The sequence below is a fragment of the Flavobacterium macacae genome (genome assembly GCF_003865365.1).
Classification (GTDB): domain Bacteria; phylum Bacteroidota; class Bacteroidia; order Flavobacteriales; family Flavobacteriaceae; genus Flavobacterium; species Flavobacterium macacae.
This window is the reverse complement of record NZ_RQVR01000011.1, coordinates 65,178-84,773: the sequence shown is the minus strand read 5'-3', so window position 1 is coordinate 84,773 and position 19,596 is coordinate 65,178. Positions and strand designations below refer to the sequence as shown.

General features: G+C 37.5%; 11 protein-coding genes and 1 tRNA gene. All 12 read right to left on the bottom strand.

Annotated elements, in window-relative coordinates:
• Positions 1-59 precede the first annotated feature (59 nt).
• Positions 60-608 carry a hypothetical protein gene (locus EG849_RS10610; RefSeq protein ID WP_125013061.1) on the bottom strand — a complete coding sequence of 183 codons (549 nt, stop codon included), beginning with the start codon at positions 606-608 and terminating at the stop codon, positions 60-62.
• Between the two features lie 179 nt (positions 609-787).
• Complete coding sequence (locus EG849_RS10605) at positions 788-7,000, bottom strand: Ig-like domain-containing protein (RefSeq protein WP_125013060.1); 6,213 nt, start codon at positions 6,998-7,000, stop codon at positions 788-790.
• Between the two features lie 631 nt (positions 7,001-7,631).
• Positions 7,632-7,946 carry a DUF3467 domain-containing protein gene (locus tag EG849_RS10600; protein WP_125013059.1) on the bottom strand — a complete coding sequence of 105 codons (315 nt, stop codon included), beginning with the start codon at positions 7,944-7,946 and terminating at the stop codon, positions 7,632-7,634.
• A gap of 3 nt (positions 7,947-7,949) precedes the next feature.
• Positions 7,950-12,257, bottom strand: a complete 4,308-nt coding sequence (gene rpoC / locus EG849_RS10595; RefSeq protein WP_125013058.1) for a DNA-directed RNA polymerase subunit beta' — start codon at positions 12,255-12,257, stop codon at positions 7,950-7,952.
• A gap of 241 nt (positions 12,258-12,498) precedes the next feature.
• The gene (rpoB, locus tag EG849_RS10590) at positions 12,499-16,311 is read right to left on the bottom strand and encodes a DNA-directed RNA polymerase subunit beta (protein ID WP_125013057.1); all 3,813 of its coding nucleotides are present in this window, start codon (positions 16,309-16,311) and stop codon (positions 12,499-12,501) included.
• 256 nt (positions 16,312-16,567) lie between these two features.
• Positions 16,568-16,939 (bottom strand): 50S ribosomal protein L7/L12, encoded by a 372-nt coding sequence (rplL, locus tag EG849_RS10585; protein WP_125013056.1) that lies wholly within the window; start codon positions 16,937-16,939, stop codon positions 16,568-16,570.
• A gap of 55 nt (positions 16,940-16,994) precedes the next feature.
• Positions 16,995-17,495, bottom strand: a complete 501-nt coding sequence (rplJ, locus tag EG849_RS10580) for a 50S ribosomal protein L10 (RefSeq protein WP_125013055.1) — start codon at positions 17,493-17,495, stop codon at positions 16,995-16,997.
• Between the two features lie 22 nt (positions 17,496-17,517).
• Positions 17,518-18,207, bottom strand: a complete 690-nt coding sequence (gene rplA / locus EG849_RS10575) for a 50S ribosomal protein L1 (RefSeq protein ID WP_125013054.1) — start codon at positions 18,205-18,207, stop codon at positions 17,518-17,520.
• 8 nt (positions 18,208-18,215) lie between these two features.
• On the bottom strand, positions 18,216-18,656 hold the full coding sequence (gene rplK, locus EG849_RS10570; protein WP_125013053.1) for a 50S ribosomal protein L11: 441 nt from the start codon (positions 18,654-18,656) through the stop codon (positions 18,216-18,218).
• A 68-nt stretch (positions 18,657-18,724) separates the two neighbouring features.
• Positions 18,725-19,279 carry a transcription termination/antitermination protein NusG gene (nusG, locus tag EG849_RS10565; RefSeq protein WP_125013052.1) on the bottom strand — a complete coding sequence of 185 codons (555 nt, stop codon included), beginning with the start codon at positions 19,277-19,279 and terminating at the stop codon, positions 18,725-18,727.
• Positions 19,280-19,286: 7 nt separating this feature from the next.
• Positions 19,287-19,484, bottom strand: coding sequence for a preprotein translocase subunit SecE (gene secE / locus EG849_RS10560; RefSeq protein ID WP_125013051.1), 198 nt, complete (start codon positions 19,482-19,484; stop codon positions 19,287-19,289).
• A gap of 15 nt (positions 19,485-19,499) precedes the next feature.
• Positions 19,500-19,570 (bottom strand) — tRNA-Trp (locus tag EG849_RS10555).
• Positions 19,571-19,596: the final 26 nt, after the last annotated feature.

The window sequence follows — 19,596 nt, the reverse complement described above, 5'->3', positions numbered from 1 at the left end:
GTTTGTACCTTGGAATTTATTTTTCATTTTATAAAAAACATAAACCAAACCAATTAGGCCTAAAATGTAGATATAAGATGACTAAAAGAGGTATTATAAGTACCAACAAATGCTTCAGGTGTTACAACAGGTGGCGCAACTACAGGAATAGTATATGTTATTTCAATACTCTCTATCCTTAATTGTGTATTAGTGGTGTTTGCATTTCTTATTCTTAAACTTGTTTCAGCTGATATCCCTGATATTGTATATACACTTCCCGACCTTGAAGCCGTTAAGTCTCCTAAACCATTTATATTGTATTTTACAGTTGGAGTTGTCGCAGCTGTTATTTTAACTTGCGTAATTATAGCTCCTCCAGAAGGAGATAGCGTAATTGAACCTCCATTGCCACTGCTTGCATAATACAATCTTAACTGACCACTATTTATTGCTGGAGAAGTACCAGAACTGTTTTGTTGTGATGTATAAGAAATATTATCGTCAATGGTTCCATTTGTATCTGAAAATGTATGATTAACTGTTTGCCCCCAAGCAACGTTAAAAAATAAACCAAACGCAAGTACGATAAGCGTCCGTAAAAATGTAAAATGTAAAGTGTTTTTCATAAAATAATCTTAAAAATTTCTAGGCCAAAGATAGCCATTGATTTGTAATATAAAAGCCATTAATATTACTAATAAGTTAAGAATCACCCAAAAGCAAAAAAATCAGGTTAAAATGCAGAACAAATCGTATAAAAAAAAGCCTCCCGAAAGAGGCTTTTAAATAATCAAAATACTATGAATTATTGATTCTTAAGCAACTTAACCATTTTTGATTGCACACCTGAAGATACTTCCAGCAAGTAAGAACCTGCCGGTAAATGTGACATATCAAGTTGTGTTTCTGTTGAACTAACTTTTTTATTCATTAATTCCTGACCCACCATATTGTACAATTTCAATCCTGTAATTTCTTCACTGTAGGAAACAGTCAACACATTATTTACAGGGTTTGGATAGTATTTCAATGATTTGAAACCAAAACCGTCCACTTTTAAATTATTACCCGCCGTTATAGGAAGCCTTGTCGGACTTTCACATCCTCCAACAGTTTGTGATGCATAATAAGTCACGCCAGAAACCAATACTGTTGTAGAAGGCAGAACATTTCCTCCAGTTGCAGCGTCATACCAAATAATTCCTGTTCCAACTACAACAAAGTCAGCAAGCGTATTTCCTGTAGTATAATCTTGCGGCGATGTACCTGTTGGCGCCGCAGTAGTTGTAACTGTTACACTTAATGTTTGTGTAGTGGCACATTGTCCCGCAGTCGGTGTAAACACATACGTTCCACTTGCTGTATTGCTAACCGTTGCCGGACTCCAAGTTCCTGTAACTCCATTTGGAGAGGTAGTTGCTAAAGTTGGAGCTGCAGATCCTGAACAAAATGCTGGAATTGCAGCAAAGTTTGGAGCAACATTGGCATTAACCGTTACGGCCACCGTTGCTGTTGTTGAGCAAGATTGAGCCGAAGTTCCCGTTACAGTATAAGTAGTTGCCGCCGAAGCTGCAGTAGCCTTAAAGTAAACGGTACTTGCATTTGTTCCTGCAACATAAGCGGTTGTGGCTGCAGCATCAGAATAAAGGTTTGTTATTGGCGACCATGCAAAATTAGTATTTTCTAAAGTAGTAATTCTAAGATTTGGACGATTCGTCGCACTAACTGGAGCAGTTGCATTAGAACAAAAATCAGCAATATTGTCTTGGGATCTATATAAATTTAAACCCGAAGCAACTGTAGATGACTGTATTGAAAGCGACGATGCCGAACCATTTCCGCTTGTACCGTTATTGAAACAAGTTTCAACTAAAAGATTTGAAATACCATCCCAAACTAATGGCGTAGCAATAGAAAAATCCAAGTTGCCTGTTCCTGTTGAAGGAGTATAAGTTGCCGGCGCATAAACTAACGTACTTGCACCAGAAATAAAGGTAGTACCTAAAGTGGTAGCGCTGACAAAACCTGCAGAAATCGTAAAGTTATTGAAAGCCGATGGAGTTCCTGACAAAGAAACATAACCAATTGAGCTTACTTTTTGTCCTGCTTGCAAACCTAATGCAGCCAACTCAGCAGCAGTATAAAGTGCTTGAGATTTTGACCCACCCCAATTACCTTTGAATGGAGTAGTTGTGTTATTTGTAGCAACACCAGAACCTATTTTACCTACAACACCTGTAATATTCCCTCCAGAGACAACAAGAGGAAGTATCGTATTTTCACAAACGCTTGCTGGTGATGGAGCAATTGTAATTGGTGTCGGTAAAGCATTTACAGATATTACGACAGAAGCTGTCGTATTACACAAGGAACCCGCACTTTGTGAAGCTGTCAAAGTATACGATGTAGTTATTGCTGGATTAAAAACCCAACCTGTAGCTGCATCACCTGAAACTCCTGTCGAAGGAGACCAAACATAAGTATCATAATCTGAAGCAGCAGAAGTTACTGTAACAGGCGTTGAAGATTGTCCAGAACAGATTGCCACAGGATTTCCGCTTAATGTAAATACTGGCGGAGTTGTCACCGTTGCAACAACTTCTACTCTTGATGAGCTACACGCTACTTGCCCAGCAAACACCACATTAAGTCTATTATTAGACAATGTTCCTGTCGTTGGTGCTGAAGCTGTAGAATATAAAACTTTTGAATCAGTCGTTGCAGTAAAGTACGTTCTTGAATTGTTAATTGAATTAGCACCGCTATAGCTAACATGTACAATAATATTTGAAACTCCATCCCATACGAAAGGTGTTGAAAAATTAATTGTTTGCCAACCTGTAGCTGTATGCGTGTATGTTAAAGGTCCATATACTGAAGTATAAGCCGTTGTATTCAAAAATGTACTATTACCAAAATTATTAGCTGCAATAGTACCAATTTTCACATTAAAGTTTGCATTTGTTGCTGCGTCCCCTAAAGTTGTTATATCATAAGCCATTGAGGTAATATTACCTGCTCTAAGTCCAAAAGAAATAAGCTCAGAAGCAGTATAAATAGTTTGACTTGTATAATTTGCCCATCTATTACAAAATGCAGTTGGTTGTTCTATATCTCCCGTTAAAGTTGATGCCGTACCTACTCTCATAAGCCCAGAAATAGCACTTTCAGAAGCCGCATAAAAATTAGTGGTTGTGCTAATTTCAGGTGTTGTAAATGTAGTACCTGTCCCTAACAAATTACCCCCTGTGCTTGCGCTGTACCAATTAACTGTTCCTCCTGCATTTGGAGTTGCCCCCAAACTTACCGTACCCACTCCACAACGTGTTGCCGGAGCAGTTGTTGCAATGTTATTTGTAAATGTAATTTGAACCGGAACAGAAACACCTGTATTTCCGCTACAAGTAACAGAAGCTCTGTAAAACATTGCTCCTGATGGAGTCGCTACGTAAGTTGCAGCTGTAGCTCCAGTAATTGGTGCGTAAACCGTTCCGTCAACAGAACTTTCCCATACGTAAGTTACACCTGTCCCCACAGTTGCGTTTTGCAAAGACAAAGTTACTGAACCTCCTAAACAGATTGTTGGTGCAGAAGCTACAGTATTACCCGGAGTTGGTGTTCCTGAACAAGTATTTGAAGTTGCATACCCAATAAATCCAACATAATTTCCTGCACTCATTGGACTAATTGACTGAAGCGTATTTGGTGTTCCTGCCACATAAGTTCCTGTAGATCCAAAAGTTGCAGCGTAAGCACCTGTAGCTGTAGCGGAATGAACCGGAATATTAGCACTCACGATTCCTGCATCTTCAATTTTTACATTCAAATCGGTAATAGTACCCGATACCAAAGGCACTTCCCATCTTCTTGTTTGGTTTAATCCAATGATAGAAGGATCTTCTGTTCCTGGATTAGTATCAAATGTTTCCGCTTTAAAATTAGTAACCGAAGTCGTCGTAGGCGCTATTGAAATAGGCGCGTATGCTACTTTACCAACGGGATATAAAATATAAGAAGTATTAGCATTTCCTGTTGCAATTGTTCTTGCAATCGGACCATTGATGTAAGAAATTGCAGAACCTCCTGTCAATGTTCCTGCAGCAGTTGCGCTTCCTAGTGTCAATAAATTAGCATTTGTTGTAGTAAGGTTTCCCGCTGTCAATGTCAATGTTGTTAAAACATCAACCGGACCACCAGCTAAAACAACACCATTTGTATTATTGACCGTCATCGTATTTACAGTTCTTGTTGATGGAATTTCAAAACCTGAAGTTCTAGCTACAGATTCTTGCAAATAGTTTACAGAAAATGTTCCTGTTCCTAAGTTAAAAACTGGTGCAGAGTCAAAATTCCCTCCAGAAGTTGCCAATGCAGCATCACCAATGTAAACGCTTGCTGCTAAAGCTGCTCCTGATCCAATTGTAAATTTACCACTATTAACAACAGTTCCTGTTATCAAATTAATTCTCAAAGCATTAATTCCAGTGATTGCCGGATCTAAAGTTAGATTACCAATTCCTGTATTAACAGTAAGAACCCTTAAACCTGGAGTAACAATTCCGGTACCAGTATAGGTTTGACCTGCAGCTGTAGTGGATAAGAAGTATAATGCACTTGATGTCGCAGTTCCAGTTAGCGTTCCGTTATTTGTTAGAACAGAACCTCTATTAGTATACGTATTTCCATTCAAATTTAAAGTAGAGCTTGCAGGAACTGTAACATCTAAAAATGTTGATGCATTACCTGAAAGTGAAAGTGAATGATTTGCCGAAGCATTGTTTATTGTGAATTTTGGAATGCTTCCTGTAAAGAAGAAAGTTTTTGCTCCTCCTGAAGCTGTTGTCCCAAAATTAACTGACCCTCCAGTTAATGTAGGATTTGCTATTGAAGTTCCTCTCACGTCTCTTGGTCCACTAGTTGCAGTATTTGCCAAAATAACATTAATATTCCCCCCAGTTATTGACACTGTTGAAGCAACAGAAGTACCCAAATCAAAAGAAGCAAATGTTGTATTTGTATTTCCAACTGAATTTACATTAATTGTTCCACCTGTTTGTGTGAAGTTCACAATATTTGCAGCTGCACTAACAGCAATACGAGAAGCAGAATTTACAGTACCACCTTCAATAATTACTTTTGAATTACTCAATAAATTTAATGTATTTCCCGCCACTGTTCCAACATTATAGGTTCCTGCAGAAACACGCAATAATCCTTGTACACCTGCAACACTACTCATAGCGTTTACAGTAAAATTTGGATTGTTTAACCAAAAACCGTATCCAACACCAATCGTATAATTTGCAGTATTCCATAACGTTCCGTCAAATGTATTTGTCCCACTAAATTTTAAAGTGCCTGTTTCAGTTCCATTTAATAAAGCACCTGTTGACAAAGTTGACAAACCTCTTACACTAAAATTAGTAAGGTTTACCTCTACTAAAACCGAAATTGACGATTTAGATAAAGACAAACTATACAAGTCATTAACAGAACCTGTACCCGTAAAATTAGACGTTAAAGTGCCATTGAATGTTAAAATCACTCCAGCAGTGTTTGTACTAAGATCCAAAACACCATTATTAACTAAGTTGCCTCCAACTGTTAAACCGTGAGTAACCACAGTCCCTGTTGCAGGACCTGTCAAATTTCCTGTTGAATTAATTGTGACACTATTACCAACTACCAAATTGGCAGCAGTAGTAGCTGAATAAACTAAATTTCCATCAACTGTCAAGTTGTATGATTTTGCAGCTGCATCATCTTGAGTTACTGTTAACCCAGCTGGAACTGTAACGTTATCTCCTTCATTTGGAACTGCACCAGATGACCAAGTTGCTGTATTACTCCAATTTCCAGAAGCAATCGCAGTATTTGAACCTGGTAATGTTGTTGCTTGTGAACCTATAACTTCAATACTTTTACCTCCTTCACTTATGGAAAATATTTTCCATGTGTAATTTGTATTTGCTACTAAATTTGAAACAACATATGAATTAGTTCCAACGTTAGTTGTATTAAAAAAATTGTAATTGACACCATCTGTTGAAACATAGATAGCATATTTTAAAACACCTGTCAAAGGGGATGCAGGTGTCCAATTTAATGTCATACTCACGGGACCAACTGCCGTAAAATTTAAAGCTGTTGGTGGTGCTAAAATAGAAGCGATTGAATTCCCGGGATTACCAATAGGAATAAATGAAAAAACTCTTCTACTTCCATTCGCACTAGAACCTAAATTTGCAATTAAAGGGGAACCTGTAGTCGTTCCAGATCCAGCAGCAAAGGTATTTGCGACAAAAGTAGCTGCTGCAGTAAATGTGGGAGTAGCACCTAAAGTAATATATCCAGCTGTGGCGGCAGTATTACTAGAGGATAACCCAATTGAACGAGTTACTGTAGCGTCATCTGCATTATAAATGTCTCCGTAAACATATTCTATTCTTCCATCCTGATGAAGCCATACTTGCATGTTTCCAGCATTTGTAATGTCAAAGAAATAAGCATAAAATTGAGTCCATTCTATTACTGCTTTTGTACCAACCATTTTAAATTTCATTCCATCATTGACCTCATTATCTCCTGTCATCGGAAATAAGGTAACCATGTTAGCGATAGGCCCTGTAACATTCGTAGGAATCGCTGTTTCTGTACTACTTTGATGCAATCTCAATTGCCCATTTGAATTACCACTAAAATGAGTGTATTTAGTACCCATAAAATAAAAATCAAAGCCAATTGGAAAAACACCTGTTGCAGCGGTATCTCTATTACCCGTCATCAAAACCGTAGCACCCACTGTTAAATCCTCTAAAGAACCATCAGTCGTGGTACTAAAGGTGTAATTAGTGATCGATTGAGCAAAGGAGGATAATGGTGCCAAACAAAGCATCATTAATAAAATCAAACCCGTCGCCAAACATTGCCTTTCTTTCCGCAAATATGGTTTGTTGGCCGGCTCAATTGTATGTTGGGACTGAGGTTGTCGCAACACATTAGAGTAGTTTGTAATCATAGTAAATATTTAAGTTAAATTGAAAATTCGAAAATATAACATTTAATTAACACTTTTGTTGTTTTAACAAAAAAGTTATTAACGATATATCTATTAAAATAAAATATTTTAAATTTGATATTTTACTCCCTAAAATTATACATAAAACACATTTAGTAAACAAAAATAGGTTTCATCAAAAAACTTTAATCATTTCTGTAAAATATCAAAAAAACCTCCAATTCTGCTTGGCAAAACAAAAAGAAGGGCATTTCTACTTAACTAAAAAACCTTACTATGTGTAACTAAATTTATAGATCAACCAAAAAGCCCCACACTAGTAAAAATCAATAAAACAAGAACGACTAAAAATCGGATAATTGTATTATGACTAAAAACTGTTTCAATGTATTCTCGAGATGTTTCCGAATAAAATTTCATTTTCAAAAATTGATATAATAATTAATATCTTCGGGAAAAACATATTGACTTGTGGTATATCAATACTCTTTTGAGTTCAAAATTTTAATTCTGAGATAAACATAATTATTTAAAAACAACAGAAGAAATAAAGTCGACCAAGATCCTTAAAAGTCGTTAAAATTCAATTTTGCATAAAAAAAGCCTCTTGATTTCTCAAGAGGCTTTTGGTTTAAGCTTGTCCAGCAGGACCAAAGTTTAAAGGAATTGGAGGTTGCTCCGTGTCTTTGATTTCGCCGTGGGCGCTTTCAAATCTGTGGATATTTTCTCCTATTGCTTTTAATAATCTTTTGGCGTGCTGCGGCGTCAAAACAATTCTAGATTTCACTTTTGCTTTTGGAATTCCGGGCATAATGCTTACGAAATCCAATACAAATTCTGATGCTGAATGGTTGATGATCGCTAAGTTAGAATAAATTCCTTCCGCTGTTTTTTCATCCAGTTCAATATTAATCTGACCTTGCGGTTGTTGATTTGAATCGCTCATATCTTAATAATTATATTCTTCTTTTGTAGCCATCAATTCGTTGTACTCATCTTTTGAACCTACGATCACATTATCATAGTCTCTCATACCTGTACCTGCAGGAATTCTGTGGCCAACGATAACATTTTCTTTCAATCCTTCTAAGTAATCGACTTTTCCAGCAACTGCTGCTTCATTCAATACTTTTGTAGTTTCTTGGAACGACGCTGCAGAAATAAATGATTTCGTCTGTAACGAAGCTCTTGTGATACCTTGAAGTACTGGCGTAGCCGTAGCCGTGATCACATCTCTTGCCACAACTTGATTTTTATCATTACGTTTCAATAGTGAATTTTCATCACGCAATTGACGCGGCGTAATAATCTGTCCTGGTTTCAAGTTGTCAGAATCCCCAGCGTCTTCAATTACTTTCATACCATAAAGCTTATCATTTTCAACGATAAAATCTTTTGTATGGATCAATTGGTCTTCTAAGAATAATGTATCACCTGGATCTTGAACCCTAACTTTACGCATCATCTGGCGAATTACAACTTCAAAGTGCTTGTCGTTGATTTTTACACCCTGAAGACGGTAAACTTCTTGAATTTCATTCACCAAATATTGCTGCACCGCTGCCGGTCCTTGGATTCTCAAGATATCATCTGGAGTAATAGCTCCGTCAGACAATGGAACTCCTGCTCTTACGAAGTCATTTTCTTGAACAAGAATCTGGCTTGAAAGTTTCACAAGATATTTCTTGATCTCACCAAATTTAGATTCGATAACGATCTCACGGTTACCTCTTTTGATTTTTCCAAAAGAAACAACTCCATCAATTTCAGAAACCACAGCAGGGTTTGAAGGATTACGAGCCTCAAGAAGCTCTGTAATTCTTGGAAGACCTCCGGTGATATCATTCGCTTTTGAGGAACGGCGCGGGATTTTTACCAAAACTTTACCAGACTTAATTTTCTCACCGTTTTCAACCATCAAGTGGGCTCCAACTGGCAAGTTATAAGAACGGATCAATTCGCCATCTTTACCATAAATCAATAAAGTTGGGATTAATTTTTTATTTCTTCCTTCAGAAATTACTTTTTCTTGGAAACCAGTCTGCTCATCGATTTCAACCATGAACGATTGTCCTTGTTCTAAATCTTCGTAAGCAATTTTACCCGTAAATTCAGAAATAATAACTCCATTATATGGATCCCATTTACAAACAACAGCTCCTTTTTCAACTACATCTCCGTCTTTAACGAAAATACTAGATCCGTAAGGAATATTGTGCGTATTAAGGATGATTCCTGTTTTAACATCAACCAATTTCAATTCAGTTGAACGAGAAATTACAATATCTGTAATATTTCCTTCAAGGTCTTCCCCTTTAACTGTTTTCAAATCTTCGATTTCAAGACGTCCGGCAAATTTCACAATGATGCTCGATTCTTCAGAAAGTCCACCCGCAACCCCACCGACGTGGAAGGTACGAAGTGTCAACTGTGTTCCTGGCTCACCAATTGACTGTGCAGCAATTACACCGACAGCTTCACCTCTTTGAGTCATTTTTCCAGTGGCAAGGTTTCTTCCGTAACATTTAGCACAGATACCTTTAGTAGCCTCGCAAGTCAATGGCGAACGAACTTCCACTTTTTCAATTGGAGATTCATCGATTGCTTTTACGATCGCTTCGGTAATTTGTTCCCCTGCTTTTATTAAAACTTCATTAGTCAAAGGATTGACAACATCTTGCAATGCCACACGTCCTAAGATTCTTTCTCCTAAAGTTTCAACGATTTCTTCGTTTTTCTTCAAAGCTCCAACATCAACACCTCTTAAAGTACCGCAATCAACAGTGTTTACGATAACATCTTGAGAAACATCATGAAGCCTTCTTGTCAAGTAACCCGCATCGGCCGTTTTCAAAGCCGTATCCGCAAGACCTTTACGAGCACCGTGAGTAGAGATAAAGTACTCAAGGATCGAAAGTCCTTCCTTAAAGTTAGACAAAATCGGGTTTTCAATAATTTCACCACCGCCAGCAGTCGATTTTTTAGGCTTGGCCATCAAACCACGCATACCGGTCAACTGACGAATTTGTTCTTTAGATCCCCTTGCACCAGAGTCAAGCATCATATATACCGAGTTGAAACCTTGTTGGTCTTCACGGATATTTTTCATTGCCAATTCTGTCAATTGTGCATTTGCAGAAGTCCAGATATCAATAACTTGGTTGTAACGTTCGTTATTGGTAATAAGACCCATGTTATAGTTGGCAGAAATTCCTTCTACCTGTACACGTGCATCAGCAATCAATTGTGTTTTTTGCTCTGGAATTCTAATATCTCCTAATGAGAATGACAATCCACCTCTAAAGGCAAATTTGTATCCCATATCTTTCATATTATCAAGGAAGGCAGCAGTTGTTGGAACATCTGTTACGCTTAAGATTCCACCGATAATATCTCTCAAAGATTTTTTAGTCAATACCTGGTTGATATATCCTGCTGCTTCTGGAACTACTTCGTTGAAAAGTACACGTCCAGCTGTTGTTTGGATAATCTTGTACACCAATTCTCCAGCTTCGTTAAAATCTTTTGCCCTGATTTTTACACGAGCATTCAATTCAACTCTTCCTTCGTTTAATGCAATATTTACTTCTTCAGATGAATAGAAAGTCAAATCTTGACCTAAAATTTTGTGATCTTCTGTAGAGATACGCTCTTTGGTCATATAATATAGACCCAAAACCATATCCTGAGAAGGTACCGTAATTGGAGCCCCGTTTGCAGGATTCAAGATATTGTGTGAAGCCAACATCAATAGTTGCGCTTCTAGAATAGCTTCCGGCCCTAATGGCAAGTGGACTGCCATCTGGTCACCATCAAAATCCGCGTTAAATGCCGTACAAACCAATGGGTGAAGCTGGATCGCTTTTCCTTCGATTAATTTTGGCTGGAACGCCTGGATACCAAGTCTGTGCAAAGTAGGAGCACGATTCAGCAATATCGGGTGTCCTTTAATTACATTTTCAAGAATATCCCAAACTACCGGCTCTTTTTTGTCTATTATTTTTTTAGCTGATTTTACAGTTTTTACAATTCCTCTTTCGATTAATTTACGAATCACAAAAGGTTTGTATAATTCGGCTGCCATATCTTTTGGGATACCACATTCGAACAATTTTAATTCTGGTCCAACGACGATTACCGAACGAGCAGAATAATCCACACGTTTACCCAAAAGGTTCTGGCGGAAACGACCTTGTTTACCTTTCAATGAATCAGAAAGTGATTTTAAAGGTCTGTTTGATTCTGTTTTAACAGCAGATGCTTTTCTTGTATTATCGAATAACGAATCTACAGATTCCTGCAACATACGTTTTTCGTTTCTCAAGATTACTTCTGGAGCTTTGATTTCCATCAATCTTTTCAAACGATTGTTACGGATGATTACTCTTCTGTACAAATCATTCAAATCTGAAGTCGCAAAACGACCACCGTCAAGTGGCACCAACGGACGTAATTCTGGTGGAATAACTGGAACCACTTTCATGATCATCCATTCTGGACGATTTTCTCTGTTCAAGTTAGACTCACGGAACGATTCCACAACTTGAAGTCTTTTTAAAGCCTCAGTTTTACGTTGTTTTGATGTCTCGTTGTTAGCTGAGTGACGCAATTGGTATGATAATTCATCCAAGTCAATTCTTGCCAACAAGTCCATAATACATTCAGCACCCATTTTGGCGATGAATTTATTTGGATCATTGTCATCTAAATATTGGTTTTCCATTGGAAGCGTATCTAAAATATTTAGATATTCTTCTTCTGTTAAAAAGTCAAGTCTTTTTAATGATTCTCCTTCTGGGTTTTGTGCAATACCCGCTTGGATTACTACGTATCTTTCGTAGTAAATGATCATGTCTAATTTCTTAGACGGAAGACCTAAAATGTAACCAATTTTATTTGGTAGCGAACGGAAATACCAGATGTGAGCGATTGGCACAACTAAATTGATGTGACCAACTCTGTCTCTACGTACTTTCTTTTCAGTAACTTCTACACCACAACGGTCACAAACGATACCTTTGTAGCGAATTCTTTTATATTTACCACAAGCACATTCGAAATCTTTTACTGGTCCGAAGATTCTTTCGCAGAAAAGTCCGTCACGCTCTGGTTTGTGTGTTCTATAATTGATCGTTTCTGGCTTCAAAACCTCACCTCTTGACTCTGCCAAGATCGATTCTGGAGAAGCAAGTCCTATCGAAATTTTATTGAACCTTTTGATTGGGTTCTTGTCTTTATTATTTCTGTTATTCATCATAGTTTTTACTATTGATTTATTTGCAATTAAAAAATTGATTCTTATTTAAGCCAAAATGACTTAAAAACTACCTCGGATTACTTCTCTAAACCTCAAAATTTTTGAAGTGCTAATTATGAAAAAACTCATAAAAAATCGGAACGGTTTACGGGTATAAATCCTGAAAACTATTTAAAAAAGTGATCAGTGTTCAGTTTGCAGTTTAAAAACTGATTACCAAACACTGATTACTGAAAACTATTTATTCTTCTAACCTGATGTCTAATCCAAGACCTTTCAATTCGTGCATCAATACGTTGAACGATTCTGGCAATCCTGGTTCTGGCATAGATTCTCCCTTAACGATAGCTTCGTAAGTTTTAGCTCTACCAATTACGTCATCTGATTTAACAGTCAAGATTTCTCTTAAAGTACTTGAAGCTCCATAAGCCTCAAGTGCCCAAACCTCCATCTCTCCAAAACGCTGACCTCCAAATTGAGCTTTACCTCCAAGTGGCTGTTGTGTGATCAACGAGTATGGTCCGATAGAACGCGCGTGCATCTTGTCATCAACCATATGCCCTAATTTCAACATATAGATAACTCCAACAGTTGCTGGCTGGTGGAAACGATCTCCCGTTCCTCCATCATAAAGGTACGTATGTCCGAATCTTGGAATTCCAGCTTCGTCAGTCAATTCATTGATCTGGTCAAGAGAAGCACCGTCAAAGATTGGAGTTGCATAAGTGCGTCCCAATTTTTGTCCAGCCCATCCTAAAACGGTTTCATAAATCTGACCGATGTTCATACGTGAAGGTACCCCAAGTGGGTTCAGCACGATATCAACTGGTGTTCCGTCTTCCAAGAAAGGCATATCTTCATGGCGAACGATTCTTGCAACAATACCTTTGTTACCGTGACGTCCCGCCATTTTATCCCCAACTTTCAACTTACGTTTTTTAGCGATATATACTTTCGCTAATTTCAAGATTCCAGCTGGAAGTTCATCTCCAACAGTGATCGTGAATTTTTCTCTACGCAATGCTCCTTGTAAATCGTTCAACTTAATTTTATAGTTGTGGATCAAGTCATTCACCATTTTATTGGTTTCATCGTCTGCAACCCATTGGCCTTTGCTTAAGTGAGCGAAATCTTCAACAGCGTTTAACATTTTTTGAGTGTATTTTTTACCTTTTGGCAATACTTCTTCACCCAAATCATTCATAACTCCTTGCGAAGTTTTTCCGTTAACGATGTTGAAAAGTTTGTCAACCAATCTGTCTTTTAATTCTACAAATTTAGTTTCGAACTCCAATTCAAGAGCAGCCAAATTATCTTTGTCTTGGCCTCTCTTACGTTTATCTTTTACCGCTCTCGCGAATAATTTTTTGTCTAAAACCACACCGTGTAAAGAAGGAGACGCTTTTAACGAAGCATCTTTTACATCACCAGCTTTGTCCCCGAAGATTGCACGAAGCAATTTCTCTTCTGGAGTTGGATCAGATTCTCCTTTTGGAGTAATTTTTCCGATTAGGATGTCGCCAGGTTTCACCTCTGCTCCAATTCTAATCATACCATTTTCATCTAAATCTTTAGTAGCTTCTTCAGAAACGTTTGGAATATCATTCGTTAATTCTTCGTTACCTAATTTAGTATCTCTAACCTCTAATGAATAATCATCAACGTGGATAGAAGTAAAAATGTCATCGCGAACCACTTTTTCAGAAATCACGATCGCATCCTCAAAGTTGTACCCTTTCCAAGGCATGAACGCTACTTTTAGGTTTCTACCTAAAGCAAGCTCTCCGTTTTGGGTTGCATAACCTTCTGATAAAACTTGACCTTTAACAACTCTGTCTCCTTTTCTTACGATCGGTTTCAAGTTGATAGAAGTACTCTGGTTCGTTTTTCTGAATTTGATCAAATTATAAGTCTTTTCATCGCTGTCAAAGCTTACCATTCTTTCTTCTTCAGACCTGTCATATTTAATAGTGATGATATTAGCATCTACATATTCAACAGTTCCGTTACCTTCAGCATTGATCAAAACTCTAGAATCAGACGCTACTTGTCTTTCTAAACCAGTTCCAACAATTGGAGCTTCTGGTCTTAACAAGGGTACCGCCTGACGCATCATGTTTGATCCCATCAACGCTCTATTCGCATCATCATGTTCCAAGAAAGGAATCAAAGAAGCCGAAATCGAAGCGATCTGGTTTGGTGCAACGTCAGTATAATGAATTTCAGATGGATCAACAACCGGGAAGTCACCTTCCTCACGGGCAATTACTTTATCAGCAGTAATTTGTCCAGCGCCATCCATTTCGATATTTGCCTGGGCAATCATCTTTCCTTCCTCTTCTTCTGCACTTAAATATACAGGAGTCGATTCAAGATCTACTTTTCCGTTAGTTACCTTACGGTAAGGCGTTTCGATGAATCCCATTCCGTTTACCTTAGCATAAACTCCAAGAGATGAAATCAAACCAATGTTTGGTCCCTCTGGTGTTTCAATCGGGCATAAACGTCCGTAGTGCGTATAGTGAACGTCACGAACCTCAAAACCAGCTCTTTCTCTCGAAAGACCACCAGGTCCAAGGGCAGACAATCTTCTTTTGTGCGTAATCTCAGCCAATGGATTCGTTTGATCCATAAATTGAGACAACTGGTTTGTTCCAAAGAAAGAGTTGATAACTGACGATAATGTTTTAGCATTAATCAAGTCAATTGGTGTAAACACCTCGTTATCTCTAACGTTCATTCTCTCACGAATGGTTCTTGCCATACGAGCCAAACCTACACCGAATTGAGCAGAAAGTTGTTCACCAACTGTTCTAACACGACGGTTTGACAAGTGATCGATATCATCAATCTCTGCTTTAGAGTTGATCAATTCGATTAAGTATTTTACAATAGTGATGATATCTTCTTTGGTCAAGACTTGCTTTTCCATCGGAATATCCAATTGTAATTTTTTGTTCATTCTGTAACGACCTACTTCACCTAAGTTGTAACGTTGGTCCGAGAAGAACAATTTATCGATAATACCACGAGCAGTCTCTTCATCAGGCGGTTCTGCATTACGCAATTGTCTGTAGATGTGCTCAACGGCTTCTTTTTCAGAGTTGGTTGGATCTTTTTGAAGCGTGTTGTGGATGATGGCATAATCACCTTGATTTGCATCTTCCTTGTGCAACAAAATAGTTTTCACATTAGCCTCGATAATTTCTTCCACATTATCTTTGTCGATAATGGTGTCACGGTCAAGGATGATCTCATTACGCTCGATAGAAACTACTTCGCCAGTATCCTCGTCAACGAAATCTTCGTGCCAAGTATTTAAAACACGCGCAGCCAATCTACGGCCTACGTATTTTTTAAGACCCGTTTTTGAAACTTTGATTTCTTCTGCAAGGTCAAAAATTTCAAGAATGTCTTTATCTCTTTCAAAACCAATTGCTCTAAAAAGAGTGGTAACTGGTAATTTTTTCTTTCTATCGATATACGCATACATTACGCTGTTGATATCGGTAGCAAATTCTATCCAAGAACCTTTGAAAGGAATTACTCTGGCAGAATATAGTTTAGTTCCATTTGCGTGGAAAGATTGTCCAAAGAAAACACCTGGAGATCTGTGCAATTGCGAAACAACAACACGTTCAGCACCGTTGATTACAAATGTACCGCTTGGCGTCATGTAAGGAATTGTACCAAGATAAACATCTTGAACAATTGTTTCAAAATCTTCGTGCTCTGGATCTGTACAATATAGTTTTAGTCTTGCTTTTAAAGGCACGCTATACGTAAGTCCTCTTTCAATACATTCTTGAATTGTATAACGTGGTGGGTCAACAAAATAATCAAGGAACTCTAAAACGAATTGGTTTCTAGTGTCAGTGATTGGAAAGTTTTCCATGAAGGTGTTATAAAGACCTTCGTCGCCTCTTTCGTCAGATTTCGTTTCTAATTGAAAGAAATCTTTAAAAGACTTAACCTGAATATCCAAGAAATCTGGATATTGAGGAATATTTTTAGTAGAGGCAAAATTCAATCTTTCAGTCTGATTTGTTATCATCTATGGACAAAATTTTGATTAAAAAAAAGTGATTTGTTGTGTGTTAGCACTATGTAAATCCATACTTTCTTTTTTAAACCGATACATCTATAAAAAGAACCAAGTTGAAGCTCTTTCTTTCTTCGTAGCGATTAAAAGCTTTTCGTATTCAACTCAATGACTAATAAAACTGGATATAATTTTATTATACGAAAAATGGTTTAGGCCTTTGGAAGTATATCCAAGACCTAAACCTAATTCTTAAAACCGAGTGAAACTATTTAAGTTCAACTACAGCTCCAGCTTCTTCTAATGATTTTTTAAGACCTTCAGCCTCATCTTTAGAAACACCTTCTTTAACATTTGCCGGAGCACTGTCAACTAAGTCTTTTGCTTCTTTAAGACCTAAACCTGTAAGTTCTTTTACAGCTTTAACTACAGCTAATTTAGAAGCACCAGCTTCTTTCAATACTACTGTAAATTCAGTTTGCTCAGCTTCAGCTGAACCACCGTCTCCACCACCTGAAACCACAACAGCAGCTGCAGCTGGTTCGATACCGTACTCATCTTTTAATATTGTTGCTAAATCGTTAACTTCTTTTACAGTTAAGTTAACCAATTGTTCTGCGAATTGTTTCAAATCTGCCATCTTTTCTATCGTTTAAAAATGATTTTGTAAAATATAATTTTGTTTTGCGTACTGATTAAGATTCAGCTCCTTCTTCGTTTGCGAATTGGTTCTTAAGAGCAGAAATAACTCTTTGAGCCGGAGACTGAAGCAATCCGATGATTTCTCCGATAACCTCTTCTTTTGATTTAAGAGAAGCAAGAGAATCTAAAAGGTTATCTCCAATGTAAATTTCATTGTTGATATAAGCCCCTTTAAAAACTGGTTTGTCAGATTTTTTACGGAATTCTTTGATGATTTTTGCAGGAGCGTTCGCCACGTCTGCAAAAAATATAGAAGTGTTTCCTTTCAAAGTTTCTGGTAATTCACCATAGTTGTTTTCAGAAGCTTCCATTGCTTTTGCAAGCAACGTGTTCTTAACAACTTCTAATTTGATACCAGCTTTGAAGCAAGCTCTTCTTAAGTTTGAAGTAGTTTCTGCATTTAGGCCAGAAATATCTGCTACATAAACAATGTTTGTACCAGCTAACTGTGCAGTTAAATCTTCAATCGCGATTGATTTTTCTTCTCTAGTCATACTAAAAATTTTTAACTACCAATTATACAGCTTTAGGATCTAAAGCTATAGCAGGACTCATCGTTGATGAGATGTGGATACTTTTAATGTAAGTACCTTTCGCTGCAGTTGGTTTCATTTTGATTAATGTTTGAATAATTTCATGCGCATTGTCAGTAATCATGTCAGCTCCAAATGAAACTCTTCCGATTCCAGCATGAACGATACCAGTTTTATCAACTTTAAAGTCAATTTTACCTGCTTTTACTTCCGTTACAGCTTTCGCTACATCCATAGTAACAGTTCCTGTTTTAGGGTTTGGCATAAGACCTCTTGGTCCTAAGATTCTTCCTAACGGACCTAATTTACCCATAACAGCCGGCATAGTGATGATTACATCAACATCTGTCCAACCGTCTTTAATTTTTTGTAAATAGTCATCTAAACCTACGAAATCCGCACCAGCAGCTTTAGCTTCAGCTTCCTTATCTGGAGTTACCAATGCCAATACTCTTACGTCTTTACCAGTTCCGTGAGGCAATGTTACTACACCTCTTACCATTTGATTTGCTTTTCTTGGATCTACACCCAATTTAACAGCGATATCAACAGACTCATCAAATTTTGCAGAAGCAATAGTCTTGATTAATGCAGAAGCATCTTTCAAAGAATATAGCTTGTTTTTTTCAATTTTAGATGCAGCCTCTTTTTGTTTTTTTGTCAATTTTGCCATGTCTTTTCTTAATTAGAAGGAGCGTCTCCAGTTACAGTTATACCCATAGATCTAGCCGTTCCAGCAATCATGCTCATAGCAGACTCAATTGTGAATGCATTCAAATCAGCCATCTTGTCTTCAGCGATTGCTCTAATCTGATCCATAGTAACTTTCGCTACTTTTTTACGATTAGGCTCACCTGAACCAGATTTCAATTTTGCCGCTTCTAATAGTTGAATAGCAGCAGGTGGTGTTTTTACAACAAAGTCAAAAGACTTGTCTTTATACACAGTAATTTGCACAGGGCAAATTTTGCCAGCTTTATCTTGTGTTCTAGCATTGAACTGCTTACAGAACTCCATGATATTAACACCAGCAGCACCCAGAGCAGGTCCAACCGGTGGCGACGGGTTCGCAGCACCTCCCTTAACTTGTAGTTTAACTACTTTACTAATCTCTTTAGCCATTGTTTAAAAATTTAACACATCATCATGGAAGCGATGGATGTGCGGTTTATTTATATATGTAACAAAAATTATACTTTTTCAACCTGCATAAAACTTAACTCTAAAGGTGTTTTTCTTCCGAAAATCTTAACCATTACTTCAAGTTTACGCTTCTCTTCGTTGATTTTCTCAACAGTTCCATTGAAACCATTAAAAGGCCCATCGACCACCTTGATTGTCTCACCGATTGTAAAAGGAATTGAGTGAAGATTATCTGTCTTAACAGCCAATTCATCTACCTTGCCCAACATTCTATTTACTTCAGAAAGCCTTAATGGTACAGGATCACCGCCTTTAACTTCACCTAAAAAACCAATAACACCAGTTATAGACTTAATAATATGAGGTATTTCGCCGACAAGATTCGCTTCCATCATTACATAACCAGGAAAATAAACTTTATCCTTGCTGATTTTCTTCCCGTCCTTCACTGTAACTACTTTTTCAGTAGGCACAAGAACCTGAGAAATATAATCAGACATTCCTAATCTGTTGATTTCAGTTTCGATGTAAGCCTTTACTTTATTCTCTTGCCCGCTTACAGCTCTTACAACATACCATTTTTTCACATTATTATCAACCATCTTTTAATTATCCTTTTATCAAATTAAAGAAACCAGCCAATACTTTTGCAAATAAAACGTCAACTCCCCAAGTAGCCAAAGCGAATATTATAGAAAAAACAGCGACAACAATTGTCAGACGCTGTACTTCTGCCCATTCTGGCCAGGTAACATTATTTTTCAATTCTCCGAATGCTTCGGATATGTAATTAACAACTTTTGCCATTGTAATTTGTTTTTGCACGGGCGGAGGGATTCGAACCCCCATCAACGGTTTTGGAGACCGCTATTCTACCCTTGAACTACGCCCGTTTATTAAAAGCCAGTGTCGCCAAAAA

Bases quoted from the DNA above. Each gene is read 5' to 3' on its own strand.
- EG849_RS10610 (WP_125013061.1), bottom strand. From the start codon at position 608: ATGAAAAACACTTTACATTTTACATTTTTACGGACGCTTATCGTACTT.
- EG849_RS10605 (WP_125013060.1), bottom strand. From the start codon at position 7,000: ATGATTACAAACTACTCTAATGTGTTGCGACAACCTCAGTCCCAACAT.
- EG849_RS10600 (WP_125013059.1), bottom strand. From the start codon at position 7,946: ATGAGCGATTCAAATCAACAACCGCAAGGTCAGATTAATATTGAACTG.
- rpoC (WP_125013058.1), bottom strand. From the start codon at position 12,257: ATGATGAATAACAGAAATAATAAAGACAAGAACCCAATCAAAAGGTTC.
- rpoB (WP_125013057.1), bottom strand. From the start codon at position 16,311: ATGATAACAAATCAGACTGAAAGATTGAATTTTGCCTCTACTAAAAAT.
- rplL (WP_125013056.1), bottom strand. From the start codon at position 16,939: ATGGCAGATTTGAAACAATTCGCAGAACAATTGGTTAACTTAACTGTA.
- rplJ (WP_125013055.1), bottom strand. From the start codon at position 17,495: ATGACTAGAGAAGAAAAATCAATCGCGATTGAAGATTTAACTGCACAG.
- rplA (WP_125013054.1), bottom strand. From the start codon at position 18,207: ATGGCAAAATTGACAAAAAAACAAAAAGAGGCTGCATCTAAAATTGAA.
- rplK (WP_125013053.1), bottom strand. From the start codon at position 18,656: ATGGCTAAAGAGATTAGTAAAGTAGTTAAACTACAAGTTAAGGGAGGT.
- nusG (WP_125013052.1), bottom strand. From the start codon at position 19,279: ATGGTTGATAATAATGTGAAAAAATGGTATGTTGTAAGAGCTGTAAGC.
- secE (WP_125013051.1), bottom strand. From the start codon at position 19,484: ATGGCAAAAGTTGTTAATTACATATCCGAAGCATTCGGAGAATTGAAA.